Annotated in this window: 23 protein-coding genes; 10 read left to right on the forward strand and 13 right to left on the reverse strand. The window is 71.7% G+C overall.

All coding sequences use genetic code 11. The annotated features are described in order from the left end of the window. Position 1 precedes the first annotated feature (1 nt). The 3 genes from HNR61_RS01380 to HNR61_RS01390 all read right to left on the reverse strand — a co-directional run bounded on the left by HNR61_RS01380 (position 2) and on the right by HNR61_RS01390 (position 3,969). Positions 2 to 2,560 carry a YhgE/Pip family protein gene (locus HNR61_RS01380; protein ID WP_182841283.1) on the reverse strand — a complete coding sequence of 853 codons (2,559 nt, stop codon included), beginning with the start codon at positions 2,558 to 2,560 and terminating at the stop codon, positions 2 to 4. Further along, a complete protein-coding gene (locus HNR61_RS01385; protein WP_182841284.1) occupies positions 2,560 to 3,276 on the reverse strand; it encodes an ATP-binding cassette domain-containing protein in 717 nt (238 codons plus the stop codon). Before HNR61_RS01385 ends, HNR61_RS01380 begins: the two co-directional genes overlap by 1 nt. Before the next feature lie 441 nt (positions 3,277 to 3,717). Then, entirely contained in the window at positions 3,718 to 3,969 is a 252-nt protein-coding gene (locus HNR61_RS01390) for a putative acetyltransferase (RefSeq protein WP_182841285.1), read from the reverse strand. Between the two features lie 88 nt (positions 3,970 to 4,057). On the opposite strand from HNR61_RS01390, the gene fdxA reads away from it, so the two are divergent. The 9 genes from fdxA to HNR61_RS01435 all read left to right on the forward strand — a co-directional run bounded on the left by fdxA (position 4,058) and on the right by HNR61_RS01435 (position 11,592). After that, on the forward strand, positions 4,058 to 4,381 hold the full coding sequence (gene fdxA, locus HNR61_RS01395; protein WP_182841286.1) for a ferredoxin: 324 nt from the start codon (positions 4,058 to 4,060) through the stop codon (positions 4,379 to 4,381). A gap of 87 nt (positions 4,382 to 4,468) precedes the next feature. Next, positions 4,469 to 5,554: a succinyldiaminopimelate transaminase gene (gene dapC / locus HNR61_RS01400; RefSeq protein WP_182841287.1), complete on the forward strand. Its 1,086-nt coding sequence runs from the start codon at positions 4,469 to 4,471 to the stop codon at positions 5,552 to 5,554. Between the two features lie 145 nt (positions 5,555 to 5,699). Next, the gene (locus HNR61_RS01405) at positions 5,700 to 6,317 is read left to right on the forward strand and encodes a DUF4178 domain-containing protein (RefSeq protein ID WP_182841288.1); all 618 of its coding nucleotides are present in this window, start codon (positions 5,700 to 5,702) and stop codon (positions 6,315 to 6,317) included. Next, the gene (locus HNR61_RS01410) at positions 6,317 to 6,823 is read left to right on the forward strand and encodes a DUF2617 family protein (RefSeq protein WP_182841289.1); all 507 of its coding nucleotides are present in this window, start codon (positions 6,317 to 6,319) and stop codon (positions 6,821 to 6,823) included. Before HNR61_RS01405 ends, HNR61_RS01410 begins: the two co-directional genes overlap by 1 nt. Next, complete coding sequence (locus tag HNR61_RS01415; protein WP_182841290.1) at positions 6,820 to 7,224, forward strand: DUF4247 domain-containing protein; 405 nt, start codon at positions 6,820 to 6,822, stop codon at positions 7,222 to 7,224. Before HNR61_RS01410 ends, HNR61_RS01415 begins: the two co-directional genes overlap by 4 nt. Further along, entirely contained in the window at positions 7,221 to 8,129 is a 909-nt protein-coding gene (locus HNR61_RS01420; protein WP_182841291.1) for a hypothetical protein, read from the forward strand. Before HNR61_RS01415 ends, HNR61_RS01420 begins: the two co-directional genes overlap by 4 nt. Continuing rightward, positions 8,129 to 8,557, forward strand: a complete 429-nt coding sequence (locus HNR61_RS01425; protein ID WP_182841292.1) for a DUF350 domain-containing protein — start codon at positions 8,129 to 8,131, stop codon at positions 8,555 to 8,557. Before HNR61_RS01420 ends, HNR61_RS01425 begins: the two co-directional genes overlap by 1 nt. Before the next feature lie 32 nt (positions 8,558 to 8,589). Then, a complete protein-coding gene (locus tag HNR61_RS01430; protein ID WP_182841293.1) occupies positions 8,590 to 10,182 on the forward strand; it encodes a polyamine aminopropyltransferase in 1,593 nt (530 codons plus the stop codon). A gap of 513 nt (positions 10,183 to 10,695) precedes the next feature. Then, positions 10,696 to 11,592, forward strand: a complete 897-nt coding sequence (locus HNR61_RS01435; protein ID WP_182841294.1) for an alpha/beta fold hydrolase — start codon at positions 10,696 to 10,698, stop codon at positions 11,590 to 11,592. Here HNR61_RS01435 and fxsT read toward each other — a convergent pair. The 10 genes from fxsT to HNR61_RS01480 all read right to left on the reverse strand — a co-directional run bounded on the left by fxsT (position 11,578) and on the right by HNR61_RS01480 (position 24,982). Then, positions 11,578 to 15,501 (reverse strand): FxSxx-COOH system tetratricopeptide repeat protein, encoded by a 3,924-nt coding sequence (gene fxsT / locus HNR61_RS01440; protein ID WP_182841295.1) that lies wholly within the window; start codon positions 15,499 to 15,501, stop codon positions 11,578 to 11,580. The genes HNR61_RS01435 and fxsT overlap by 15 nt on opposite strands. Before the next feature lie 17 nt (positions 15,502 to 15,518). Beyond that, the gene (locus HNR61_RS01445) at positions 15,519 to 16,721 is read right to left on the reverse strand and encodes a TIR-like protein FxsC (protein WP_182841296.1); all 1,203 of its coding nucleotides are present in this window, start codon (positions 16,719 to 16,721) and stop codon (positions 15,519 to 15,521) included. A 92-nt stretch (positions 16,722 to 16,813) separates the two neighbouring features. Next, positions 16,814 to 17,581: an AAC(3) family N-acetyltransferase gene (locus HNR61_RS01450; protein ID WP_312897793.1), complete on the reverse strand. Its 768-nt coding sequence runs from the start codon at positions 17,579 to 17,581 to the stop codon at positions 16,814 to 16,816. A 59-nt stretch (positions 17,582 to 17,640) separates the two neighbouring features. Beyond that, positions 17,641 to 19,905, reverse strand: coding sequence for an FxsB family cyclophane-forming radical SAM/SPASM peptide maturase (locus tag HNR61_RS01455; RefSeq protein ID WP_182841298.1), 2,265 nt, complete (start codon positions 19,903 to 19,905; stop codon positions 17,641 to 17,643). A gap of 13 nt (positions 19,906 to 19,918) precedes the next feature. Then, the gene (locus tag HNR61_RS49010) at positions 19,919 to 20,050 is read right to left on the reverse strand and encodes a hypothetical protein (protein WP_281400282.1); all 132 of its coding nucleotides are present in this window, start codon (positions 20,048 to 20,050) and stop codon (positions 19,919 to 19,921) included. A gap of 603 nt (positions 20,051 to 20,653) precedes the next feature. Continuing rightward, positions 20,654 to 21,127 carry a hypothetical protein gene (locus HNR61_RS01460; protein ID WP_182841299.1) on the reverse strand — a complete coding sequence of 158 codons (474 nt, stop codon included), beginning with the start codon at positions 21,125 to 21,127 and terminating at the stop codon, positions 20,654 to 20,656. Positions 21,128 to 21,158: 31 nt separating this feature from the next. Beyond that, on the reverse strand, positions 21,159 to 22,061 hold the full coding sequence (locus HNR61_RS01465) for a DUF4231 domain-containing protein (protein ID WP_182841300.1): 903 nt from the start codon (positions 22,059 to 22,061) through the stop codon (positions 21,159 to 21,161). Positions 22,062 to 22,266: 205 nt separating this feature from the next. Then, positions 22,267 to 22,671, reverse strand: coding sequence for a MarR family winged helix-turn-helix transcriptional regulator (locus HNR61_RS01470; protein ID WP_182841301.1), 405 nt, complete (start codon positions 22,669 to 22,671; stop codon positions 22,267 to 22,269). Further along, positions 22,668 to 24,080, reverse strand: coding sequence for an MFS transporter (locus HNR61_RS01475; protein WP_182841302.1), 1,413 nt, complete (start codon positions 24,078 to 24,080; stop codon positions 22,668 to 22,670). Before HNR61_RS01475 ends, HNR61_RS01470 begins: the two co-directional genes overlap by 4 nt. 59 nt (positions 24,081 to 24,139) lie before the next feature. Next, entirely contained in the window at positions 24,140 to 24,982 is an 843-nt protein-coding gene (locus HNR61_RS01480; protein WP_182841303.1) for an NAD(P)H-binding protein, read from the reverse strand. Positions 24,983 to 25,080: 98 nt separating this feature from the next. On the opposite strand from HNR61_RS01480, the gene HNR61_RS01485 reads away from it, so the two are divergent. Then, positions 25,081 to 25,569 (forward strand): MarR family winged helix-turn-helix transcriptional regulator, encoded by a 489-nt coding sequence (locus HNR61_RS01485; RefSeq protein ID WP_220508847.1) that lies wholly within the window; start codon positions 25,081 to 25,083, stop codon positions 25,567 to 25,569. Positions 25,570 to 25,572: the final 3 nt, after the last annotated feature.

Below are 25,572 nucleotides of genomic sequence, written 5' to 3' on the forward strand. Positions count from 1 at the left end.
GTCACAGCTCCAGCTCCGGTTTGAGCCGCGCCATCGACCAGCGGCGCTGGAGATGGACCGCCAGGACCAGCAGCGCCAGCGCGCCCGCCAGGTAGCCGGTCAGCACCAGCGCGTCGGCGACGACGTGCGAGGTCTGGCCGCCGGAGATCGTCGCCCGCATCGGCGCCACGAAGTAGGTCATCGGGACCACGTCGTGGATCGCGCGGAACGGCTGCGGCAGCGTCTCCACCGGGTACAGCCCGCCGCACGACACCAGCTGCACCATCAGCATGACCAGGGCGAGCGCGTCGCCGACCGCGCCGAACGCCAGCCGCAGCACGTGCACGATCGCGCTGAACGCCGCCACGCCCAGCAGCATCAGCAGCACGGTCCCGGCCGCGTTCACCGCGTTCAGGCCGAGCGCGACGGTGAGCACGCCGAACAGCACCAGCGCCGCGAGCGCGCCCATGAACAGCACCGGCAGCCAGGCGGCGAACGCGACGGTGACCGAGCTCGCGCGCGACGCCAGCAGGCGTCCCGACACCGGCCGCAGCATCAGGAACGCCACGATCCCGAACACCCACAGCGCGATGGCGATGAAGAACGGCGCCAGCCCGCGCCCGTAGTACTTGGCGGGATGGGCGTTGGTGGTCCTCACGTCCACCGGGTTCGCGAGCTTCTCGGCGGTGTCGGCGGGGTCCTCGACGGTGGGGACGCGGTCCTCGGCCGACTTCAGGCCGGAGGCGAGATCCTTGGACCCGCCCAGCAGCTCGGCGTTGCCGGAGTCGAGTTCCCGCGCGCCCGACAGCAGCTCGCCCGCGCCGCCGTCCACCTGGCGCGCGCCCGCCAGGAGCTTGGCGTTGCCCGCGTCGAGCTCGCGCGCGCCCGCCAGGAGCTTCCCGCCGCCCGCGTCGAGGGCCCGCGCGCCGGCGAGCAGTTCGGCGTTGCCCGCGTCGAGCCGGCGGGCCCCGGTGAGCAGCAGGGCGGTGCCGGAGTGGAGCTGGTCCGCGCCGCCCGCCAGCCGGGTCGCTCCCGCGTCGAGGCGGCGGGCGCCCGCCGCGACCCGCGCGGCGCCCCGGTCCAGGGTCCGCAGGTCGCGGGAGGCCTTCGCCAGCCGTTCCCGCAGGCCGGGGACCCTCCGCTGGAACCGCCCGACGTCGGCGGCGATCCGCTGGGCGACGGCGTCGGCGCGGTCGGCGCGGCGGGCGACGCGGCGCACCCCCTCGGCGACCAGCTCGGTGATCTCCAGGGCCTCGCGGAACAGCGGGTCGTCGCGCAGCACGGGATACCGCTCGGCCAGCAGGTTCAGCCGGGCGAGCAGGGTCCGGTCCAGGCGCCGGGCGGAGGTGACGGCGGCGGGCAGGTCACGGCGGTCGGCGGCCTCGGGGAACGCGTTCGCCAGCGCCCACACCCGCGTCTCGGTGTGCCCGTCCACCCATGTCAGCGAGGCGTCCAGCGCCCGGTACTCGACGCTGCCGGCGATGGCGGGGCGGGCGGCGACCGCGCCCCGCATCCACCGCCGGATGACCCTGGTGTCGTGGACGGCGCGGTCGGCGACGGCGGCGGTCGTCGCGGTCACACCGGCGGCCTCCGTGGTCAGCGCCGCCGCGAGCGCGGTCAGGTCCGGCAGCGCCCTGGAGGCACGGTCGAGCAGCGGGACGGCGGTGCCGGTCACCCGGTGCACCCCCTGGGACACCTGCGCGGCGCCGGGCGCCAGCTGCGCGGTGCCCCGCTGGAGGGCGGCCAGCCCGTTCGCCAGCGTTCCGGCCCCCTGGTCGGCGGCGGCCAGCCCGTCCACCAGCGCGGCCGAGCCGGTCTTGGCCTGGCCGAGGCCGCCGGTGAGCGCGCTGGTGCCGGTACGGGCCTGCTCCAGACCGTCCACCAGCGCCGCCGAGCCGGTCTTGGCCTGGCCGAGGCCGCCGGAGAGCGCGGCGGTGCCGGTCTTGGCCTGCTCCAGACCGGTGGCGAGCCGGGACGACCCGTCCTTGGCCCGCCCCAGCCCGTCACGCAGCTTCCCGGCCCCGCCGGCCGCCTCGGTGATGCCCTGGTGCAGCTCGTCGAGCTGGCCGAACGCCGCCTGGAAGTACGCCGACACCGCCGCCGCCGAGATCTGCCGCTGCAACTCCGACTGGATGGTCTCGGCCATGATCCCGACAAGGAAGTTGTTGGCGTCGTCGAGCCGGATCTCCATCGCGGCGCGCTGCGGGCTGCCGGTCGCGCCGCTGGTCAGCTTGGCGGAGAAGTCGCGCGGCACGGTGATCACCGCGTAGTAGCGGCCGTCGCGCAGCCCGTCGGCGGCCTCCGGGGCGGTCGTGAACCGCCAGCCGAGCAGCGGCTCGCGCTTCAGCTCGGCCACGAAGTCGTCGCCGGCGTGGATGGTGCGGTCGTTCACCTCGACCGGCTCGTCCTGGTCGACCACCGCCACCGGCACCTGGTCGATCTTGGAGTAGGGGTCCCAGTTGGACCACAGGTAGATCCCGCCGTACAGCAGCGGCACCAGCAGCAGGAACCCCAGCCCCGCCCGCTGCATCGGCGTCCGGAACCGCAGCAGCTCGTAGGCCGCCAGCCGCAGCGCGCGCATCAGCCCCGTCCCCCCAGCGCGACCAGCCGGTCGGCCAGACCGGCGGCGGGGGAGGGCTCGGTGGCGGCGGCCAGCACGACCGGGCCGCTGTCGGCGGCGCTCCGGGCGGCCTCCCACAGCGCGCGCTGCGCGGCCAGGTCCGCGCCGTCGTCCAGGTCGTCCAGCACCAGCGCCTCCGGCGCCTCCAGCAGCGCCAGCGCCAGCGCCAGCCGGGTCGCGTCGGCCGGGGGAAGCTCCGCCACGACCGCCGCGCCCGGCACGTCCAGGCCCACGGTCCCGGCGGCCTCGCCGAACGCCGCCGCCGGGTTCCCGGCCGCCAGGGCGCGTTCCCGCACGTGGTCGCGGACGCGCAGGTCGGGTTCCAGCTCGGCGGCTCCGGTGGCCCGCGCGACCGCCACCCGGCCGCGCACCCGCGCCGCGCCGCCCGGCAGCGCGATCCCGCACACCCGCAGCGTTCCCGACGAGGGCCTCATCCGCCCCGCCACCGTCAGCAGCAGCGAGGTGCGCCCGCTGCCGCCCGGACCGGTGACCGCGACCAGTTCCCCCGGCGCGGCCCGCAGCGTCACCCCGGCGAAGACCGGGCCCCGCCGGGTGCGCAGCCCCAGGCCCTCGGCCTCGACCACCGGCTCGACCACCGGCGGCTCGACCACCGGCGGCTCGACCACCGGCGGCTCGGCCTCAGGTTCGGTCGTCGGCTCGTCCCGCGTCGGCTCCATCGCCACCCCCCAGGACACACTGGGGAGGAGCGGGCGGATTCCGGCGGCGGCACGGGCGGGGCCACCGCACTCATCGCCAAGCCTTTAACCGGGACTGGAAACGACCCCGGCCCACTCCGGCGGCCGGATGGCGCGGCCTGCGCCTGCTGTGCCGTTCCCGCCATCACCAGGGGCCACCGCCCCGATACCGGCCGTCACCCTTCTGATGGTCATGCCACTCCCTGGTCTCCGGAGGATCCGCGGCCGAAGCGGGGTTCCGGGCGCGGAGACGGGAAGGAGATCGTTCTGTGCGTCGGTCCGGGGTGGTCAGGCGCTGTCGCGGCCACGGCCCGAGACGGCCGACGGCGGCGCGCCCGGACGCTCGCCGTGCCCTCGAAGTGGGCCCCGGCCACGCACGCGGGCGCGTTACCTGGCCTGCGGGCCAGGGCTGGGAAACACGATCTAGGACGTGGTGCGGCGGCGCGCCGGGGGTGCCGGGGGGACGACCTTGGCCGCGACCACGGTGGCCTCCGCGACCTCGACCGGTTCGCCGGTGCGGCGGCGGACGCGCAGCACGCCGTCGGCCCAGGATTCGAGGACGCCCACGACGTCGCTGTACGCTCCCTCCGGCAGACGGCGGCGCAGCGAGACCCGCTGGCCCACGTCCGCGGGACTGATCGAGACCACCAGTCGCGCGGCAAGTCGGCCGGACATGTGAGGACCCCCGTGTCGAATCGACTGCGCCGTGACGGCCATACTATTCACAGCGAGCTTGCGGTGAGCCGGGAGAGGAGTCACTAACGTGACCTACATCATTGCGCAGCCCTGCGTGGACCTGCTCGACAAGGCATGCATTGAGGAATGCCCGGTCGACTGCATTTACGAGGGCAAGCGCCAGCTCTACATCCACCCCGACGAGTGCGTCGACTGCGGTGCGTGCGAGCCGGTCTGCCCGGTTGAGGCCATCTACTACGAGGACGACGTCCCCGAGCAGTGGAAGGACTTCTACAAGGTCAACGTGGAGTTCTTCGACGACCTGGGCTCGCCCGGCGGCGCCTCGAAGGTCGGCAAGATCGACAAGGACCACCCCATCGTGGCCGCGCTGCCCCCGCAGGCCCAGGACTGACGTTCGCGCCGCGGGCCGTGACCCTCCCCCGGCGGGAGGTCACGGCCCTTGGTCTTGTACCGAGCCTGTACCGAGAGGGGTGGGTCCTTGTTCACGCTGCCGGACTTCCCGTGGGACCGTCTCCAGCCGTACCGGGAACGCGCCGCGGCGCACCCGGACGGCGTCGTCGACCTGTCCGTGGGAACGCCCGTCGACCCCACCCCCGCGCCGATCCGGGAGGCCCTGGCGGCCGCCGCCGACGCCCCCGGCTACCCCGCCACCTACGGGACGCCCGCGCTGCGCGAGGCCGTCGCCGGATGGCTGCGGCGGCGGCACGGCGTGGCCGGCGCCGACCCCGACGCGGTGCTGCCGGTCATCGGGACCAAGGAGCTGGTCGCCTGGCTGCCGACGCTGCTCGGCGCGGGCCCCGGCGACCGCGTCGTCTTCCCCGAGCTGGCCTACCCCACCTACGACGTGGGCGCGCGGCTGGCCGGGGCCGAGCCGGTCGCCGCCGACGGGCTGCTGTCGCTCGGCCCGGCCGTCCCCAGGATCATCTGGGTGAACTCGCCGTCCAACCCGACCGGCCGCGTGCTGCCCGCCGAGCACCTGCGCAAGGTCGTCGCCTGGGCCCGCGAGCGCGGCGCGGTCGTCGTCAGCGACGAGTGCTACCTGGAGTTCGGCTGGGACCCCGGACGCGAGCCGGTGTCGATCCTGCACCCGGACGTGTGCGAGGGCTCGCACGCGGGCCTGCTCGCCGTCAACTCGCTGTCCAAGCGCTCCAACCTGGCCGGGTACCGCGCCGGGATCGTCACCGGCGACCTGGAGATCATCAAGCGGCTGCTGGAGGTCCGCAAGCACGCCGGGATGATCGTCCCGGCCCCGGTGCAGGCGGCGATGACGGTCGCGTTCGACGACGACGCCCATGTCGCCGAGCAGCGCGAACGGTACGCGCGGCGGCGGTCGGCGCTGCTGGCGGCGTTCGAGCGGCACGGGTTCCGCATCGAGCACTCCGAGGCCGGGCTGTACCTGTGGGCCACCCGCGACGAGCCGTGCTGGGACACCGTCGGGCACCTCGCCGACCTCGGCATCACCGTCGGCCCCGGCGACTTCTACGGCCCGGCGGGCGCGCGGCACGTGCGGATCGCGCTCACCGCGACCGACGAGCGCGTCGCGGCCGCCGTCGCCCGTCTTTGACCCTTTTCCTGGAGAAGCCCCGCCGGAGGGAACCGGCGGGGCTTTCGTCTCCTCTGATACGGAGATGGATCAGTGATGTTGCTTGTGTAGTATCCGCTGGTCCACGCCTCCTTGGAACGTCGGCCGCACAGCGGAGGGCCCCCTCATGACCGAGACCGTCATCGCGCTTCTGCTGGCGCTGATCCTGGCCGCGCTGGCCGTGATCATTGTGATCATGCTGCGCCGCAGGTCAACGCCGCAACCCGCTCCTCCGGGCCCGGCCGCGGCCCCGCGCGACCCGTTCGCGGCCGAGGACCTGCCCGGCGGCGACCCGCGCGCCGTCAAGGCGGGCGACATGATCGAGTACCTGGGCGAGCGGTACTTCGTGCGCGGCTCGCTGCGGATGCGCGAGGGCGGGTTCACCTGGGCCGAGCACCTGCTGGACCGGGACGGGGCCGAGGGCGGCAAGGTCTGGATCTCCGTGGAGGAGGACCCCGACCTGGAGGTCGTGTGGTGGACCGAACGCGAGCTCGGCGACCTGAAGCCCGACGCCAAGCTCCTTGAGGTGGACGGGGTCTCCTACCGCCGGGACGAGCACGGGACCGCCACCTACCAGAGCGAGGGCACCACGGGCGTCGGCGTCCAGGGGCAGGTCGAGTACGTCGACTACGAGGGGCCGGGCGGCCGGTACCTGTCGTTCGAGCGGTACGGCGGCGGGACCTGGGAGCTCGGCGTCGGCGAGGCCGTCCCCGCCGGGACGATGACGATCTACCCCGGAAGCTGATGTTGCCCGCCGCCCTCGACATCCCCTACGCCGACACCCGCGCCGACGCGCTGTCGTTCGCGCTCGGGCTCGCGCCGCTGGACGCGCTGGCCGTGCGGACGGTGGAACGCTCCGGCCAGGCGGTGGAGCTGCGCCTGCTCGGCGCCTCCCACCAGGTGATCGTCGGCGCGTTCAGCGAGACCGTCGCGTGCCTGCCCGGGCACGACCGGCTGCCCGGCCGGTTCCGGGGCCGGATCCGGGACTGGTCCTACGAGTTCCGCGACGAGACCCGCGTCCACGACGCGGCCGGCTTCCGCCGCGCCGTGGAGGGGCTGCTCGCCGATCTGGACACGCGGGACGACGCGCTGGTCGGGGTGTTCCCCGGCTCCCCGCACGCCGTCACCGCGCTCGCGGTGGACCCCGCGGACCCCGCGGCGCCGACCGGGTACGGCTGGCGCACCTGGCACACCTACCCCCAGACCCAGGAGGTCGTCATGACGCGGAGCCTGCTGAGGGACCTGCGATGAAACGAGCGCTCATCGGCGGCGGGCTGCTGGCCGGGCTCGGCGCGCTGATCCTGCTGATCGCCCTGTTCGCCGGCGGATCCTCGCCCAAGGGCTGGATCGCCCGCACCTTCCCCAAGACCGGGCCCGACACCTACCGGTCGTCGGACGGCCCGCTGCGCACCGCCGAGCGGATCGCCGGCAAGCACAAGCCGGACGACCGCGTGACGGACCCGACCGGCGTCTACCTGCGGTACCGCAGCGCCATCGTGGGCGTGCGGCCCGCCGGGGCCGGATCGCGGATCACCGTGGACACTCCGGCGCGCGGCTACGCGCGCTACCACTCGTCACTCGGCGGACGCTGGGGCGGCCCGGGCGGGCGCGCCTCGACGTTCCGCGGCGGCGGTCCGGGGGAGGGCAAGTGAGCCCGGCCAAGGACGGCGCGAAGAAGCGCAACGTCGTACCCCCTCTGATGATCGTGCTGGTTCTGACGCTCATCTTCGGTCCCCCCCTCTGGGCCATGTTCGACCGCGAGAAGGTCGACTACAACACCGCCCCGGTGTTCGGGCCGCGCGAGTCGGGACAGCTCGTGGCGCGCCTCGACGCCGCCGCCAAGGCGCAGGGCGTCTGCTACGGGTGGATCATCGACTCGGACCGGTTCGGGGACGTCCAGAAGGTCACGCCGTCGTATCCGGGAACGTTCAGCCCCCAGCCGAACGCCACCCCGTCACCGACGCCGACGCGTTCGGCCCGGCCCACGCCCACCACCCGGCCGACCGACCGGCCCACGACCCGGCCCACGACCCGGCCCACGCGGACGGCCGGTCCCACGCCGACCCCCAGCGGTCCCTCGTCCGAGCTCGCGGGGGTGTTGCGGGGCTCGGGAGTGGAGTACGGGTCGAACCTCGGCGTCGACATCGCCCCCTGGCAACGGCCCGAGGCGTGCCCGAAATGGGCGGTGCTGAAGGCCGAGTACACCTGGAGCTCGATCGAGGGGGAGTGGACGTCGGCGGACCTCGACGTCGAGACCAACTTCGGCGGGGACATCCCGAGCCCCGAGATCCGCATGGACATCTACGGCTCCGACCTGACCGGTGAGAACGGCATCGCGCGGCTGGCCGACGCGATCGGCGGGCTGCCGCTGCTGATGGCGTCCGAGGGCAAGGCCGGGCCCGTCCCCGACGCCCCGGCGCAGGCCGCGCCCGCCGGGGACACCCTGCCGGGCCGGGGCGCGGGCTTCTACATCTTCCTGACCATCGCGATCGGACTGATCGTGGGTGGCGTGGCGTGGATCGCCGTCGCCGCCGTCCGGACCCGGAGGGGCAACTGATGATCAACGACATCCTCGCCGAGAGCGGCGCCCTGCTGGCCTACGGGGTCCTCGGCATCGCGCTGATGGCGCTCGGCTACCTGGTCGTGGAGATCACCACGCCCGGCAAGCTGGGCGAGCAGATCTGGACCCAGCGCAACCGGGGCGCGGCCCTGATCCTGGCGGCCAAGCTGCTGGGCGTCGGCGCGATCGTCACCACCGCCATCGTCAGCAGCGAGGACGACATCGCCGCCGGGCTGCTCAGCACCACCGTGTACGGGGTGCTGGGGATCGTGCTGATGGTGGTGGCGTTCTACCTGCTGGACCTGATGACGCCGGGCAAGCTCGGCGCGACCGTGGTGCAGTCCGAGACGCTGCACCCGGCGTGCTGGGTGGTCGCCGCCGCCGACCTGGGCACGGCCGCGATCGTCGCCGCCGCGATCTCCTGACGTCCCGGACCGTTCGGGGGGAGGGTTCCGGGATGAGCGAGAACGACGGCGGGAACGAGACCGGCGACCAGACCGGCGGCGCGCTGAGCCTGCCCGCGCGGGCGGCGCGCAGCGCCGTGCTGGCGGCGGTGTTCACGTGCGCGGCGTGCGGGCTGGTGTACGAGCTGGCGCTGGTCGCGCTCGGGAGCTACCTGGTCGGGAACTCCGTCACGCAGGCGTCGATCGTGCTGTCGGTGATGGTGTTCGCGATGGGCGTGGGGTCGCTGCTGGCCAAACCGCTGCAGGGGCGGCCGGTGGTGGCGTTCGCGGTGATCGAGGGCGCGCTGGCGCTGGTCGGCGGGCTGTCGGTGCTGGTGCTGTACGCGGCGTTCGCGTGGCTGGACCTGTACGTGCCCGCGCTGGTGGTCGTGGCGTTCGCGGTGGGCGCGCTGGTCGGGGCGGAGATCCCGCTGCTGATGACGCTGCTCCAGCGCATCCGGCGGCAGGACGCGGGGTCGGCGGTGGCCGACCTTTTCGCCGCCGACTACGTGGGGGCGCTGGTCGGCGGGCTGGCGTTCCCGTTCGTGCTGCTGCCGCTGTTCGGGCACATCAAGGGCGCGCTGCTGGTCGGGGCCGTGAACGCCGTCGCCGGGATCGCCGTGGTGCTGTGGCTGTTCCGGCGGCAGGTCCGGCGCGCGGCGCGCACCGGGCTGTGGGCCGGGATGGCGGGCGTGCTGGCGGTGCTCGGCGCGACGTACGCGCTGGCCGACGGGTTCGAGGTGTCGGCGCGGCAGGCGCTGTACCGCGACCCGATCGCGCTGGCGACCCGGACGCCCTACCAGGAGATCGTGGTCACCAGGCGGGTCGCGCTGTCGGGACGGCCCGACCTGCGGCTGTTCCTGAACGGGGACCTCCAGTTCTCCTCGGTGGACGAGTACCGCTACCACGAGTCGCTGGTGCACCCGGTGCTGGCCGGCCCCCGGGACCGGGTGCTGGTCCTGGGCGGCGGCGACGGGCTCGCGCTGCGGGAGGTGCTGCGGTACCGGGACGTGCGCGAGGCGACGCTGGTGGAGCTGGACCCGGAGATGATCCGGCTGGCCCGCACCCACCGGGAGATCGCCGGGCTGAACCGGCACGCGTTCGACGACCCCCGCGTGCGGGTGGTGGCCGCCGACGCGTTCTCCTGGCTGCGGTCGGCGTCCGGCCGCTACGACGCGGTGGTCGTGGACATGCCGGACCCCGACGACGTCGCCACGGCCAAGCTGTACTCGCTGGAGTTCTACGGCATGGTGAAGCGGCTGCTCGCGCCGGGCGGCCGGATGGTGGTGCAGGCCGGGTCGCCGTACTTCGCGCCCAAGTCGTTCCGCAGCATCGAGAAGACGGTGCGGGCGGCGGGGCTGGAGGTCGTCCCGTACCACGTGGACGTGCCCAGCTTCGGCGACTGGGGCTACGTGCTGGCGGCGGCGGGCCGGACCCCGGCGCTGACGCTGCCCGCCGACGTTCCCGACCTGCGGTTCCTGGACGCCGAGGTGCTGCGGGCCTCGACCGCGTTCGGCCGGGACCTGCGGCACCGCGACGTCGAGATCAACACCCTGGTCCACCCCCGCCTGGTGGACTACGAGAACGAGGAGTGGAAGGACGCCTAGACGCGCCCGCCGGGGCGGGGTGGAGCCGTTCGCCGTCGGCGGTGATCCCAAGAATGTCCTGTAGCGGACGGAGGGCTTGACGCGTCCCGGGGTCCCTCCCCGCCGCGTGCGGGACGGCGGACATCGCCCCGGTGGTAGGGCGACCGCGATGATCGTCGGGTCGAAGGCGGGCGCGTCGGATCGGGCGCGGTGCGAGGGAATCGCATCCGGAGCTCCGGTGGCGGCGGCGGACACCGTGGTGATCAAGCCGCTGGGTGGGAGATCGGCGCATGGCGGGACGAACGTCACGGCCGGCTCCACGCCGTGGCGCGCCTCCTCCCGAAGAAGGCGGAAGGGCCCGGTGCTGGAGGGCGCCGTCACGAAAGACGCGGCCGTCGATTGTTATCATCGTGCCGTTTTGTCCATCATTTTATAGTGATCGCCATATTTGTCACTCCCTTCGCAGAGGCAACACTGAAGCAGGACTTACCGGAATCCTCATTTCCGCACCCTCGGTGAGAACGGAGGCGTGACTTGACCAGCCTGGTGTTCACTTCGGACCGAAGAGCGCTCGCGGTCGAGGAGTGGGGTGAGGACGCAGGCGCACCGGTCTTCCTTCTCCATGGCACGCCCGGAAGCAGACTGGGGCCGATTCCCCGGCCCATGGTGCTCTACCAGCTCGGAATCAGGCTCATCACCTTCGACCGCCCGGGTTACGGACGCTCGGAACGACACTTCGGACGGGTGGTCGCCGACATCGCCGCCGATGTGCGGCAGATAGCCGACCATCTCGGGCTCACGGAGTTCGCCGTCCTCGGCCGTTCCGGAGGAGGCCCCCACGCGCTCGCCTGCGCGGCCCTGCTGCCCGAACGCGTACGGCGTACGGCCGTGCTGGTGGGGCTCGCCCCCGCGCAGGCGGAGGGGCTCGACTGGTTCGAGGGAATGACCGCCTCCAACACCAGGGAGTACATGGCGGTACGCCATCAGGGGCGCCTGATCTCGGCCCGCCTGCGCTCGGCGGCGGAGCGCATCCGCGCCGATCCCGCCCGGCTCGTCGCCGACCTCTACCACGAGCTGCCGCTGTCCGACCGCAGGATCGTCGGCGACGGGGGAATCCGCAGGATGCTGGCGGCGACCTACACCGAGGCGTTCCGCGCCTCGGCCGACGGCTGGGTCGATGACCTGCTGGCCTTCTGCGCCCCGTGGGGTTTCGAGCTTGGCGGCATCACCGTTCCGACGATGCTCTGGCACGGCGCGGACGACACCTTCTCGCCGGTCGGCCACTCCCGGTGGCTGGGAGCCAACATCCCGAGCTCGACCGTCGTCATCGAGTCCGGCTCGGCGCACTTCGGCGCGTTCGACGTGTTGCCGGACGTCCTCGCCTGGCTGGCCGGGCCCTCTCGCGACGACCGCGCGTCACAGCGGCTGTAGCTCGATGTCGCGATTGACCCTGCGGCGGGCCTGCACGGCGTCGAACACCGGATGCGAGTGGTTCAGGGTGAGCGCGCGCAGCCCTTCCGTCGCCTCCCGATGGAGCCGGTGGGCCTCGGTGTGCTTGCCCAGATGCTCCAGAGTGATCGACAGGTTGGACCGGCACACGTTGGTGTCCGGGTGATGGCTCTTCAGGACGCTGAGCAGCCCGCCCAGCGCCTCCCGTTCCACGCGCTCGGCCTCCTCGTGGTGGCCGGCGTCACCCAGGCAGTTGGCCTGGGTGACCATCGCCGACAGGACGAAGGGATGGGCGGAGCCGAACTGCTCCCTGAGCCCCGCGACGGCCCGGGTGGAGATCGCGACGGCCTCGTCCAGTTCACCGCAGCCGCGCAGGTAGCCGCAGAGATTGTTCTCGATCACCAGGGTGTACGGGTGCGTCCCGCCCATCTCGGCGGAGTGCCGGGCGAGCGCCGCCCGGGTGCGGTCCCGCGCCGCCTGCTTGTCCCCGAGCGCCGACGTGCAGGCCGCGACCTCCAGATCCGCGGGCAGCGTGTCGGGCGAGTCCGGGAAGTGCCGCTGGTACCGGGAGTAGATCTCCTCGGCCAGCTCGAAGGCGGCCTCCCGGTGCCCGGCCTTCCGCAGCGAGACCGCCAGGCTCTTGCCGGTGCGCAGGGTGTCGAGGATCTGGTCCCCGAGGACCCTCAGGTACGTCTCGTACACCTGCCGCAGGATGTCCACCGACTCCTCGTAGTGCCCGAGCTCACGCAGGGTGCGGGCCAGGCTGGCCTTGGAGAAGAGCGTGTAGGGATGCTCCTCGCCGAGGACGGCACGACGCCGGTCGACCGTCTCCCTGTCGTACCTCTGGGCGCTGTACAGGTCGCCGTTGAGGCGGTAGTCGATGGCCAGGTTGTGCGCGACCATCAGGGTGCGCGGGTGGTCCTCGTCCCAGAGTCCGGCCAGGCGGTCGTAGGTGCGCTGGTCGAGATCGAGCGCCTCCTGGAACCTGCCCAGCGCGCGCAGGTCGGCGGCGAGGTTGCCGGCGGTGATGAGCGTGTGGGGGTGGTTGGGGCCGAGCGACGGCGAGCCCTCCTGCCGGTTCAGCACGTCCTGGTCCAGCCGGAACGCCGCGTTGTAGTTGCCCTGTGACCTGAGCACGTTGGCGATCTGTGACTGCAGGAACAGCCACTGCCAGTGGTCGCTGCCGAGCTTGTCCCGCCACTCTTCGGTCAACTCGGCCCCGGCGGACATCGCGCTTTCGAAACTGCCGCGTTTCCACTGGTAGCGCACGAGGTCGGTGAGCATCTGCCGGACGTCCTCGTCGTCGCACTGGGCCGCGGCGGACGGCTTCACGTGCGGAAGTATCTTGTCCAGGCTCGGCCAGTTGGCCGGATCGTCGGTGTCGCCGTGCTGCGGGCGGGCGCCGAGCAGGATCTTGTGCACGTCGTGGCAGGTGCTCGTCGCCAGCTCCTCCTCCATCCCGGCGCGTATGACGGCCTGGACGAGCGGGTGCACCTGGATCGAGTTGTTGCCCAGGTCCACCTTGGCCAGCGCGAACCGGCTGATCTCCCGGACCACCTTGCCCAGGACGATCTTGTCGCGCAGTGTCTCGTCGTAGGGCACGAGAATGCCGGCGGTCTCGTCGCTGTAGACGAGGTCCAGCGAGATCGGTTCGGAGGAGAAGAAGGCGAGCAGTTCGAGCAGGCGGGCCGCGGCGGGGGAGGCGTCACGTAGCTGACGGAAGGTGACGTTCCACGTCATGGCCACCGGCTGGGGGAACGCCTCGGTGCTGAGCGCCAGGGTGGACGCCGTCTCGTTCTCCAACGCCTGGAGGTACTCGGCGGCGGGCATGAACGTCGAGGCCAGCCAGGCGGCTGCCTGCTCGATGGCCAGCGGCAGGTAACCGAGCGCCTTGCCGATCTTCCGTGCGTTCTCCTCGGAGATCTCGGGAACGCGGCGGACCAGGTGGGCGGCGGACTCCTCCTCGGTGAACACGTCGACCTCCAGCGGCGCCGCCAACTGGGTCCAGGCCGGGTCGCGGGAGGTGATGAGCACGTGTCCGTCGCCTCCCGGCAGGTACTCCTGCAACTCCTCGGGGCTGTCGGCGTTGTCGAAGATCAACAGCCATCGGGACGTCGGGTCGCCGCGGCGCAGGGCCTCCAGCACGGCGTTCGCGGCGTCGGCGATGCTCTCTCCCACCCGCAGGCCGATCCGTTCGGCCAGCCTGGCCAGCGCCGTCCTGATGGAGTCGGGGTGCTGGGCGCTGACCCACCAGACCAGGTCGTAGTCGGCCTTGAAGCGGTGTGCGTACTCAAGGGCGACCTGAGTCTTCCCCACGCCTCCCAGGCCGTGCAGGGCCTGCGGGAGAACGACCCGCTGGGTGGTGCCGAGCAGGTGGTCCCGGAGCTCTTCCAGGAGGTGCCCGCGTCCGGTGAAGACCGCGTTGCGCCGGTCGACGTTCCAGATGTCGGGCGCGGTGCGCGCCGCGCCCGGGAACCGGGGGCCGACGCGCGGGTGGTCGGCGGCTTTCTCGAACGCCTGCCCGGGGCGTCCCAGGGAGCGCAGGAGCCTTTCGGCCCCGTCCCGTTCCCCCAGCCCGGTGAGGTCGATGGGCATCTGACCCGCCAGGTCCATCGAGAGCTGCGCGTCCAGAACCCGTACGGTGGTCAGCCGCCGATGGGGCACCGGAGCGCGGCTCAGCACCGAGTGCCACGCCCGCCTGCCCTGCGTGGAGACGACGTAGGCCGGAGAGAACAGCACGACCATGTGCCCGCTCGACTCCAGGGCCCCGTCCAGGTCGTCCTGCGGCAGGGTGTCCAGGCTCCGGGCGACCACCCGGAAGCCGGCGCGCCCCAGGACCACGTTCATCCAGTCGACCCACGGCCGGTCCTCGGACACGTAGATGATCAGTACGTCGGACACCTCCGACGGAATGCGCCGGGCGAACCGCTCCAGGGTCGCGAGCCGGAGGTCCTCGGCGATGGACGGGCAGGACCCCACCTGGCCCTCGGTGATCACGGAGGTCAGCCGCTCGTAGGCGGCCAGCATCGAGTTGGGGGAACCGGGCGCGTCGCCGAAGGTGGCGAGCGTCTCCTCGAAGGCGTAGTAGGGGCGATAGGGAATCTCGACGGACAGCCAGTAACGGTTGGCCTCCTCCTGGGACATGCCCCGGGGAAAGCGGTCGAACTGCGTCCGGGCGTACAGCCGGCCGGCCTCCACCTTCGCGTTCTCTCCGAAGTCGATGCGCATCGGCACCGGCAGGACGCGTATCCCGCGCTCGCGGTAGCGCTCGTCGATGTGCTTCGCGACGGCGGCGGCCCCGTCGATGCTCTGGTCGCTGAGGGTGAAGCAGTCGACGAGCACGTCGGGGAAGTGCACCGTGCATATGTCCGCGATGTCGCTCAGCCCCGTGCGACTGTCGATCAGAACGTAGTCGTAGTGGCGCCGCATGTCGGCCCGCAGCGCGTCGAAGAACTGGCCGCCGCCCAGCCGCTCGTAGAAGTTGTCCCAGTCCATGCTGGTGATCAGCGAGGAATAGTCGCGGTTCTGGCGTCCGGCCGAAACGAAGTCCAGCGTGCCGCCCGACTCGAAGTTCCAGTTGAGGGAGACCGCGTGTTTCAAGATCTTCGCATATTCCAGATGCCAGTCCCGCTCGGCGTTCTCGTGCCGGCGGGTCGCCGCCCACGCGTAGTCGCTGAGCAGTTCGATGACGCCGGGAGTCGCTCCCATGACGCCTTCGTCAAGGAAGGGATGGAAGAACTTGTGCAGTCCCGGCGATTCCAGATCCCAGTCGACGGCCAGCACCTTGCGTCCGGACATCGCCATGATCCAGGCGACGTTGGCCAGTGCGGTCGTACGGCCGGTGCCTCCCTTGTAGGAGTAGAAGGTCACGATCGTTCCGGCACTGCTCATGCGATTCTCCTGGACGCTCACGGCTGCGGCCCTTTCAGGGAGGGGCGCGGGATGGTCGGAGGAATCTGGGGCGGATGGGTCCTGGTCGTCTTGAAGTAGCGGCTGATCGCCTCGTTGACGGCCTTGGGCAGCGCGTCCCGGAACGCGCTGACCGTGGTGATCCGCCTGGCCGAACCGGCCAGCGCCAGGCACTGCCCCAGGGCCTTCTTCAGAGCGTCGTCCAGTTCGGCCGAGGCGTCCGTGGTCTGCTGGTCTTCGGCGTTGAACGGCGCCACGACGTTGACGGGCTTGGCGTCCAGCCGGCGGAGCCGGCCGCCCATGTCCTCGTCCTTGGCCGCCCAGGGATCGACGACCAGCACCCTGGGTGACTCCTCGGCGTCCGCCGCGGGCTCGCCGATGCTGTCGACGACGGACTGGTAACCCAGGTCTTCCAGGACCTGTTCGGCGTAGGCGCCGATCGGGGTGGTGTGCTCCTCACTTCGGAACGGCGTCCATTCACGGCTGGTGCGGCCGTAGTAATAGGTGTCGCGTTCGGCCGGGAGACCGTTGAGATCCTGGGCGGCGAGGGTGAGCCGGACGACGTGGCCCCGCACCGTCGGCGGCGACGCGGCGAACGGACTGTCCAGGGTGTCGAGGTCGGAGATCTGCCCGGGAGCGAGATCGCACTCGGCGGCCCGGTCCTTGATGATGTTCGCCAGGCGCAGCACCGTCTCCTTGTACTGCTCGCGAAAGCGGCCCAGTTTCATGATTCCGTAGAGTCCCTCGGCCGCGTACGCGGGCGGGAAACCGGGCGGGATGTTCTGCATCGAATGCAGCGTCGGCGGTATCTCGCTCATGTCCATGGCGACCCACATCGCGGGAATGATCGCCACCGGGCGTTTCAGGCCGGCGGACTGCCTGGAGATCCGTTCCAGGAAGGCCGCCCACTCCTTGCCGCAGTACTCGCTGCTGAAGTAGGCGGGCGAGAACAGCGCGACGAGCACCCGGCAGTTGGACAACGCGTCCGCCAGTTGGTCGGGCCACTTGCTGCCGGCCGGTATCTGTCTGTCCATAAACCCGGGATTTGGCATACCCGTCGCATGGCTGACGTCCTGACAGAGATCATTGAAGAACTTGACGACCCACCGGTCGGGGTCGGTGGCATCGGGCCGGTAGCGTGACCTGGCATAACTGAGAAAGAAGTGGGGTCGCCAGTCGTCGGAGTGGAACCTGTCAAGCATGCCGCTCCCTTCAGGAGCCACTGTATAGCGGCAAAGGTAAGGGAGACAGCCTGCGACAAAGTGTGTAAAAATACGGAGAATTCTTGCGCGGTTCAGCGCGTCCGGCGGGCCGCGAACCAGGCGACGGCGAAGTCCACCGCGCGGTCCACCGGAATCAGCCGGGTATCGGCATGGCCGACCCGCCCTCTGCGCACCCAGGGCAGGCGGTCGAGACCGGCGCCGACTTCCGGGAAGTCCCCGTCGTCCAGGACCACGTCCTCGTAGCTCCACCAGGCCGGACCGCCGTCACGCTCGACCACACACCGGTAGCGGCGCATTGGCGGATCCGGCGTGTAGCGGTATTCCGCCAGATGCAACGCGGTGCAACTGTCATAACCCACGCCGAGCAAGAGGATGTGGGCTTCGGCCTTGTACAACTTGGCCAGGGGCGAGGACTCACCGAGATGGCAGTCCGGGGCGTGCCCGTCGACGTAGTGGAGCGCCCTGGGGCCCAGCGCCGCGAAGGAGCTCTGCGGGTGTTCGCTCCGCCGCGCTCCCGGGGAGGTCCGGACGTGCTCCGCCAACGCCCCCATCCCCGACGACGGCGTGCGGGCGGGATCGAAGGCGGGCATGGACCGCAGATGGCGCTCCCGCTCGCCTTCGCTCATTCCGCGGACACGACGCAGGTGCACGCGGGAGGTGTCCGAGTTGTCAGGTGTGGCGGTGTAGACCACGACCGTTCCGTCAGGGCCGAGGACATCGCCCAGCGCCGCCAGAACGGCCGCTGGGCCGCCTTCGGGCCGACCGAGGTTGCGCAGCGACGCGTGAACGAGGAGGTCCCCTCCTCGGCGGACGCCGAGCAGCCGGAGATCGCGTGCCAGCGACGCCCGCGTCGGCGCGGCCGGCCCGCGTGACGCGGGGGGACTGACACACGCCGGCATCAGTCGCTCCGTGCGGTGGGGACGGAGGGGTCCCAGGACTCCAGGGTCGCCCGCATCAGCGCGACGAACTGCTCGCCGAGGCCCGTCAGCGCTTCCGAGGATTGAAGGGTGCCCACGGCCGCGAGCGTCTCGGGGTACCACTTGCCGAAGTGACGCTCGGCTTCGGCGACGGTGTCGGCCTGCGGCACGCGGCATCGACGGCGCCAGAAGTCCGCGACCGCGATATGCGCGTAGGTTCCCTGCAGGAGCCCTTCGAGCGGACGAGGGTCCTCGCGCCAGGGAGCGTGGAACCGCCGTTCGTCGTTGCGGTCGTAGAGGTCGACGAAGTCGAGGACGGCGCCGAGCTTCACATGCTGGAACTCGTGCAGCAGAAGCAGGCAGAGCGTCGCCGGATCCTCCGGCAAGGCGATCCCCACGGCGCCGAACGCGTCCCGTGCCGCCGAGCTGACGTTGGAACCCGGATGCGGCACGTCCAAAGGAACGATGGTGGTCAGCGCTTCGGCGATGCCCGGGGCGTACTCCCCGTAGTCCTTCTCCAGCAGTTCCCACGCTTGCTGGAAACAGGTCTGCCACTCCTGGAAGCGTTCCTCGTCGAGTCGCTCCGAGGCGGGCCAGTCATGGCAGTCGCGGAAGGGATCGAGGTCGTCGAGCGCCACGCTGGCGGCACCGGCCCTCAGCCGCCGGACCGGATCCATGCCGGTGGCCCCCTCGACGGTGAAGCGCCCGTCACCGACCTGGACGGTGGTGCGCTCCCGGCCGGGGACCCGGTACCGGCCCACCGTGGGGAGGTAGACGTCTCCGTCCCGCACCGGCACCGTCAGGGTGGAACGGGTTCCCGCCTTCGCGGCGGCGACGCAGGCGACCGTGGCCAGGAGACCGTCGTCGGTCCGGTCGTCGCTCTCCTCCAGGGAACGTAGCCGCCGCACGGCTCGGACGCGGACGTAGGGATGGGCGAGCACGGCGTCAAGCGCCGAAGGCGCGAGCCCCTCGACCTCTCTCAGCGTGTTCCAGGCCGCGGGAGCCTCCGACCTCGCCCCGACGGCCGCGAGCAGCGCCCGGCCGCCGACCGTCTGCGACCGGCGGAGCCACGCGATCGCCGCCGGATCGCCGTATCCCGTCGCGAGCGAGCGGAGCACCGGCGCCGGCAGCGCTCCGAGGCGCCGGGCGGAGCCTCGCTGCACGTGGGCGATCAGGGCGGACAGGTCCTCGCAGTAGACGCTCGGGTTGGCGAACCCCGAGCTGTCTCCCCGGTAGCGGTGCGCGCGGAGCCCTCCGCCGCAGACCGCGACGACGGGACAGGACCGGCAGACCTCGCAGAGGGCGGCCAGGCCGCCACGGCCCTCGGCGACGCCCGCGTGCCGGCCGACCTCGTCGACCGAGTGCCGGAAGACGTCCATCCCGGTCTCCGGAGCGCCGTCGTAGGCGGTCTTCAGGGAGTCCGCCTGCTCGTAGCCCCCGTCGCTCTCGATGACGACGAGGTCACCGGCCTCCAGGCCCAGGGACTCGGTCAGGCTGGGGCCGCCGCGCCCGGCGTTGATGATCGAGTCGAACGTCCGAACCGGCACCGGCCGGCCGCCGGCGAGCCACCGATCGAAGATCGCTGACAGCCAGTCCGCGTATGCCGTGACCGTCGGCCTCGGCGGCGGGTCGTCCCAGGTGTGATGCGGCAGCAGGAAGTCGATGGCGGGCGGCTCGTGATCCAGCAGCGCCTCGTAGACGGCGATCGGATCGTTGGCGACGTCGATGGTGCACAGCAGGCCCGAGTACAGCTCGGGGAAGTCGTGGCGGAGCAGGCCGATGGCGCGAACGGCCTTGTCGTAGCTGCTCCGTCCGTCACGGTAGAGACGGTGACGGTCGTTGGCGGCCCGGTCGCCGTCCAGAGAGACGCCCACCAGGACGCCTTCCCTCCGGAAGAGCTCGCAGAACCCGGTGTCCAGGAGCACGCCGTTGGTGTGAAGCCGGAACTCGACGTCGCAGATCCCGCGAAGCGGTTCCCGGGCGGCGGTGATGAGCTCGCCCAGCCGGTCGGGTCCGGCCAGCAGCGGTTCCCCGCCGTGCAGGACCAGGCAGACCTCCGCGAGCCCGTGCTCCCTCGCGTGCTCCGCGATGCGCTCCGCCGCCCTGCGCATGGTCCGTGTGGACATGACGGCCGGACGGTTCCGCCAGCTCTGGTCCGCGTGCTCGAACACGTAACAGTGATCACAGGCCAGGTCGCACCTGTTGTGGACCTTCAGTATGAATTGGCGGAAAAGGGCCGACGGCATTTGTCCTGCCCTGTTAACCGATGAAAGAGTTGAAAGCCGCGACCCGGACCGGGTCGGAGTCCTCGACGTCCATCCGGGCGAATCTGGCGGCGATCCGCGCCGCCCCGTCGTCCAGCGCCAGCTCGTCCAGGGTGAGGTCGCTCAACTCGATCAACCTGGTGGGCGCTTCGGGCGCGTCCATTTTTACAGGAATGTTCATTTTTGCCCATCGACGGTTGGTAGCAGTGTGTAGCAATGGTATGACAGTGCGCATGCGACATGCGAACGACGGGGGTAGTCGATCTTCCTCGCCGCCTCCACATTCATGGTTCGAGATCAAGACTCCTACCCTGAGCGACATAGTGTGATACAGATCACAAGCTGTCGGTGCGTGTTCGGCAAACTTTTCCCAGATCATTGGCGTGGCGGTCTATTTTTGCTCTTCTGCGTTATATTCATACGTTTGGGAGCTTGTTAGACGTCTGGTGTCATGCGTCGGTTCGCAGGGTCGTGCCGTTGCTGGCCGCGAACGGCCAGGTCGATCCCCGGGCGCGCCTCGCCCTGTCGGCGCGGTGGTGCCACGTCCGTCCCGAATGTCACGCCTGCGCGGTGCCATGTGCGGGACTTGTCACATTTGCCCGGATGTGACGGCGGTGCCGGAATGGCGGTCCCGTTTCGGCCGGTGTCATGGAAAGGCCGCCGCCGGTGTCCGGGTGATCCGGGAGGCGGTGAAGGACACAGGGACGTTCCCTGTCGCCTGACGCGGATCTCAGCCCGTGCGGACCGCGCCCTCGGGCCAAAGGACATGCACGGTCATGCGGCGCCGGCGGGCGTGCTCGACGATCTCGCCCGTGCCGCCGCGACCCGCGGCGGGCAGGCCGTCCCACACCGCGATGAGCTCGTCCGCGTGGTCGAGCATCTTCAGTCCCGCCTGAAGATAGGGGCCCGGTCCCGGACCCGTGTGGGCCAGCGCCCATATGCGGGAGGCACGGCCCTTCAGCTCGTCGAACCCGTGTTTCGCCCGGACCCCGAGGGTCGCGGTGTAGCCCGCGGACGGGATGACGACCTCGAGCCGCCCGCCAGCGTCCAGGACGGCGCGTGCGAAGATCTGGTCGGCGCCTTCGGCCAGGCAGGAGACGCCGACGATGTCCCGGGACCGGCTCAGCCGGGTCCGGATCGCGGCGTCCACCAGCGCGGCGGTCCTCTCGTCGAGATCCCGGTGCCCGGTGATCGCGATACGCATGCGCCCTCCTCGGAGGAGGTCCCTCCCCGCCCTAGGAGGGGGCCGAAACGTGCGAGGCCCACCAGAGCGTGTGTTCCCGGGAGATGGCCTCTTCCACCTCGTCGACGAAGTGCGCCCAGTCCGCCTCGTTGTCCGGCCACTCGATCCGGGAGGCGACGTCGGCGAGTTCCTGGGCCACGATGGCGTAGGCCGTGGCGAGCTGCTGGTGCTGGCGGGTCTGCAGCCAGGCCACGCCACAGGCCGCGGCGGCCCCGGCCATCCCCGGCAGGTCCAGATCGATGACGCCGACGGCGCTGAGCACCGCCGCGATCAGGCCGAGCGCCTCCAGTGCCGCCAGCGACACCGACCATCGTGCGCTGCTGCGGGCGTGCTCCTTCGCTCGTCTCGTGTACCAGAGACGCTGATCGCCGATCCTGCCGCCGGCGTACGCCTGCCTCCGTTCCTCGAGGCTCATCCCCCGCATGCGGCGCATCCCCTCGGTGATCTGCAACCCTTCGGCGCCGTAGGCGGGCAGGAGGAGGCCGCTGAGGTTCCCGGTGATCGAGGCGAACCGGCACAGCAGCAGTTGCTCGGCCGTGTGCCGGTCCTGCTCCCCGGCCCCCCGGAACTCGAACGGCTGCCCGGCCACCGCGTACCGCCACGTCAGGGTCTTCACCGACTCCGCCGCGGCTCTGGACTCGTACCACTGTCGGTCAGGGCGCTCCGACAGCAGGTACACCTCGACGACCACCGCGATGCCGAGGCCGGCCGCCGCCCCCACGGCCGCCATGTCGAGCCCGCCGAGGTCCAGGCTGACCGCGCCCAGGACGGAGGCGGAGAGCAGGGCCACCAGCCGCACGGCCGTCGCGACCAGCAGACGACGTTGGCCACTGACGGCGCTGCTGTCGGCGGCCTGGAAAAGCGCGGGATAGTCAGCATCCAGAATCGCTTCCATAGCCCGAGTGGAGAATGGTGGGGCGGTCCTGTCAAGGCCGCCAAAGATGTGTGGAAAATTCCTCACAGCGACCCTCTTGACAAGTCACCGGTTAAAATCGGGTCCGGCAATCATGAAACACTTATCGGATTCGGGGCGACGTCGCTGCGGTGAACAGCGTGATGGCCGTGGTGTGAAGGGAAAAGCGCGGTCCCGTCTCAGGCGGTCACTTGCCGGGCTCTTCGAGGTTGCGGGTCAGGCGTTCCAGGACGTCGACGGCCGTGCGGTACTCCTCGGGGGAGATCCCGGTCAGCGACAGTTCGCGGAAGGCCCGGACGCGTTCGGCGGCGGCGGCCATGCGTTCCCGGCCGCCGTCGGTGAGGGCCAGGCGGCCCGGGGCGGGGCGGGTCAGCCAGCCGTCGGTCAGCAGCGTCCCGACGGTCCCGGTGAGGGTGGGCGCGTCGGCGTTGGCGGCCAGGGCCGCCCGGACCTCGGCGTCGGTGGCGCCGTCCTCGGCGACGTTGAGGATCTGCCAGCCGACGCGGGTGAGGCCGTGGGCGGCGAGCGCGCCGTTCATGCGGTCGGTGATGGCCCGGTCGGCGCGGTTGAGCCAGTAGCCGATGGGTTTCACGGCGGTCCTCCTTCTCCGTGGTGGGCGCGGGCGGCGCGCGGCATGAGCCGGACGAGGCCGCAGCAGGCGAACGTGAGGGCGGCGACGACGGCCAGGCTGGGCGCGACGCCGCCGGTGTGGAAGTAGACGGTGGTGACGGCGGCGGCCCCGATGCTGTTGGCGAGCTGCTGGACGGCCGACAGCGAACCGCTGGCGCTGCCCGACCCGGCCGGGTCCACGTCGCCGAGCGTGACGTCGTAGACGGTGCCGAAGCAGGTGCCCATACCGAGGCCCGTGACGAGGACGGGCAGGGAGAGCAGCCAGGAGCCCGGGGCCGTCTCGACGGCGGCGAGCGCGCCGAGGACGCCGGTGAGGGTGAGCAGCAGGCCGATCAGGACGAGCCGCCGGCCGAGGCGCGCGATGAACCGGTGGGCGGCCACCGACGCGATGATGATGCCCACGGCGACCGGCGTGAGCCCGAGGGCGGTCCGCGCGGGGGTGCGGCGCAGGTCGTTCTGGAGGTACAGCGACAGCACCAGCAGCAGGCCCGAGACCGCGGCGTAGAACACCAGGCCGAGGACCAGGCCGGAGGTGAAGCCCCGGTTGGCCAGCAGCGACGGCTCGATGAGCGGGGCCGCCGCGGTGCGCTGCCGCAGGCCGAACAGGGCGAGGAACACCGCGCCCAGCGCCAGGCAGCCGACCGGGAGCGCGGTCCAGCCGTGCGCGGAGCCGTCGATCAGCCCGTGGAGCAGGCCGAGCATGGCGGCGGCCAGCAGGGCGGCGCCGAGGGCGTCGATGCCGACCGTCCGGTCGCCGCCGTCGCGGGGCAGCAGCCGGACCGCCAGCGCGATGGCGAGGCCGCCGAGCACGATGTTGATCAGGAACATGGCGCGCCAGCCGAGGTCGAGCACGTCGGCGTCGATGAGGAACCCGGCCAGCACCGGGCCGCCGACCGCCGACAGGCCGAGGGCGGGCGCGAACACCCCGAACGCCCTGCCGATCTCGTCGCGGGGGAACACCGCGCCGAGGATGCCGAACCCCTGCGGGATCAGCAGCGCGCCGAACGCGCCCTGCGCGAGCCGGAAGACGACGGCGGACGCGGGGTCGAACGCCAGCCCGCACGCCACCGAGGCCACGGTGAAGCCGGTGATGCCGACCAGGAACAGGCGGCGGCGGCCGTACCGGTCGCCGAGCCGCCCGCCGACCACCAGCAGCACGCCCATGGCCAGGGCGTAGCTCGCGCCGAGCCACTGGACGAGGGCCTCGCCGCCGCCGAGGTCGGCGGCGATGGACGGGGCGGCGATGTTGGTGATGGTCGCGTCGAGCAGGTCGAGGACGGAGGCGAACAGGACGACGGCGAGGATCGCCCAGCGCCGCCGGTCGGCCGGGGGAGAGGCGGCCGAGGGTGAGGAGGTCACGGGAGTGGTCATGAGGATGCCTTGTCGAGGTGGGGGAGGGGGCGGGCCTTGTCGTGCGTCGGCCCGCCCGGTCAGCGTCCGGTGAAGGCGGCGGCGTTCTCGGTGGCCCACTGGCGGAAGGTGCGCGCGGGCCTGCCGAGCAGGGTCCCGGTGGTGTCGGCGATGGCGGCGGGGCCCTCCGCGGCCTCCTTCTGCAGGGCGAGCAGGGAGGCGGCCATCGGGGCGGGCATGTACCGGGCCATCTGCTCCTCGGCCTCGGCGTGCGTGATGTCCACGAGGGGGATGTCGCGGCCGGTGGCCTCCGACAGGATCGCGAGCTGCTCGCGGAAGGTGAGGGCCTGCGCGCCGGTCAGGGTGGCCGCGCGGCCCCGCAGGAGGTCGCCGGTGAGCGTCGCGACGGCGATGTCGGCGATGTCGTCGGGGTGGATGGGGGCGAGGGAGGCGCCCGGGTAGGCGAGCTCCACCGGGAGTCCCTGGGAGATCGGGTGGATCCAGGCGAAGGCGTTGCTGGCGAACGCGTCGGGCCGCAGGAACGTGCTGGTCAGGCCGGAGGCGGCGAGGGCGCGTTCGACCAGCAGGCTGGGCGAGGCGAGCGGGTCGGTCTCGGCGCCGGGGGCGAGGACCGAGGAGGACGACAGCAGGACGACGTGCTCGACGTCCGCGGCCAGCGCGGACTTGACGAACGCGTCGATGCCGGAGGGCTCGGGGTACAGGAAGACCTGCCGGACGCCGTCGAGCGCGGCGTCGAAGGTCTCGGGGGCGTCGAGCCGGAGTTCGGCGGTCGCGACGCCGTCGGGGACGGCCAGCTCGGCGGGGGCGGCGCTGGCGGCGCGGACGGGGAGCCCGGCGGCGTGCAGCCGGGCGACGACGCCCCGGCCGACCTTGCCGCGGGATCCGGTGACGAGGATGGTCATGGGAATTCCTTTCGTGTTTGAAGACATATGCATGCTGGCATGCACATAATTTCCTGTCAACACATGCCTGCTGACGTGCAGGACCTACGATGGTCGGTATGAGCGACAGCGGGCCGGAGACGGCCGACGAACTGCTGAACGCCGTGGGCCCGGCGTTCTCCAAGCTCCGGCGGACCTCGCTGCTGGAGGTCGAGAACCCGATCTCGGCCAAGGACCTCAGCCGCACCCTGGTCCTCAACATCGTGCTGGAGCACACGCGCGCCGCCGAGGCCGAGGTCACGGTCGGGATGGTGGCCGAGGTGCTGGGCGTGGACCCCTCGGTCGGAAGCCGCATGGTCTCCGACAACATCAAGGCGGGCTACCTGCGGCGCGCCGCCTCCCAGCGGGACGGGCGGCGGACCGTCCTGGAGCTCACGCCCGAGGGGACCGAGCTGATGGAGCGGTTCCGGCGGCACCAGCGCGAGGCGTTCGAGTACATCACCGCCGACTGGCCGGAGCGGGACCGCCTGGAGTTCGCGCGGCTGATGCTCAGGTACGTGGACTCGCTGGCCTCACTGCGGGAACGCGGCCTGGCCAAGGACGGCTGAGCC

The organism is Actinomadura kijaniata (genome assembly GCF_014138665.1).
In the GTDB taxonomy this organism is placed as follows: domain Bacteria; phylum Actinomycetota; class Actinomycetes; order Streptosporangiales; family Streptosporangiaceae; genus Spirillospora; species Spirillospora kijaniata.

What these genes read in the sequence shown, in the direction of transcription:
- HNR61_RS01465 (WP_182841300.1), bottom strand. Translation starts at nt 22,061, where the DNA reads ATGGAAGCGATTCTGGATGCTGACTATCCCGCGCTTTTCCAGGCCGCC.
- HNR61_RS01405 (WP_182841288.1), top strand. Translation starts at nt 5,700, where the DNA reads ATGACCGAGACCGTCATCGCGCTTCTGCTGGCGCTGATCCTGGCCGCG.
- HNR61_RS01445 (WP_182841296.1), bottom strand. Translation starts at nt 16,721, where the DNA reads ATGCTTGACAGGTTCCACTCCGACGACTGGCGACCCCACTTCTTTCTC.
- HNR61_RS01430 (WP_182841293.1), top strand. Translation starts at nt 8,590, where the DNA reads ATGAGCGAGAACGACGGCGGGAACGAGACCGGCGACCAGACCGGCGGC.
- HNR61_RS01485 (WP_220508847.1), top strand. Translation starts at nt 25,081, where the DNA reads ATGAGCGACAGCGGGCCGGAGACGGCCGACGAACTGCTGAACGCCGTG.
- HNR61_RS01480 (WP_182841303.1), bottom strand. Translation starts at nt 24,982, where the DNA reads ATGACCATCCTCGTCACCGGATCCCGCGGCAAGGTCGGCCGGGGCGTC.
- HNR61_RS01390 (WP_182841285.1), bottom strand. Translation starts at nt 3,969, where the DNA reads ATGTCCGGCCGACTTGCCGCGCGACTGGTGGTCTCGATCAGTCCCGCG.
- HNR61_RS01460 (WP_182841299.1), bottom strand. Translation starts at nt 21,127, where the DNA reads ATGCGTATCGCGATCACCGGGCACCGGGATCTCGACGAGAGGACCGCC.
- HNR61_RS01410 (WP_182841289.1), top strand. Translation starts at nt 6,317, where the DNA reads ATGTTGCCCGCCGCCCTCGACATCCCCTACGCCGACACCCGCGCCGAC.
- HNR61_RS01475 (WP_182841302.1), bottom strand. Translation starts at nt 24,080, where the DNA reads ATGACCACTCCCGTGACCTCCTCACCCTCGGCCGCCTCTCCCCCGGCC.
- HNR61_RS01425 (WP_182841292.1), top strand. Translation starts at nt 8,129, where the DNA reads ATGATCAACGACATCCTCGCCGAGAGCGGCGCCCTGCTGGCCTACGGG.
- HNR61_RS01380 (WP_182841283.1), bottom strand. Translation starts at nt 2,560, where the DNA reads ATGCGCGCGCTGCGGCTGGCGGCCTACGAGCTGCTGCGGTTCCGGACG.
- HNR61_RS01455 (WP_182841298.1), bottom strand. Translation starts at nt 19,905, where the DNA reads ATGCCGTCGGCCCTTTTCCGCCAATTCATACTGAAGGTCCACAACAGG.
- HNR61_RS01385 (WP_182841284.1), bottom strand. Translation starts at nt 3,276, where the DNA reads ATGGAGCCGACGCGGGACGAGCCGACGACCGAACCTGAGGCCGAGCCG.
- fxsT (WP_182841295.1), bottom strand. Translation starts at nt 15,501, where the DNA reads ATGAGCAGTGCCGGAACGATCGTGACCTTCTACTCCTACAAGGGAGGC.
- HNR61_RS01415 (WP_182841290.1), top strand. Translation starts at nt 6,820, where the DNA reads ATGAAACGAGCGCTCATCGGCGGCGGGCTGCTGGCCGGGCTCGGCGCG.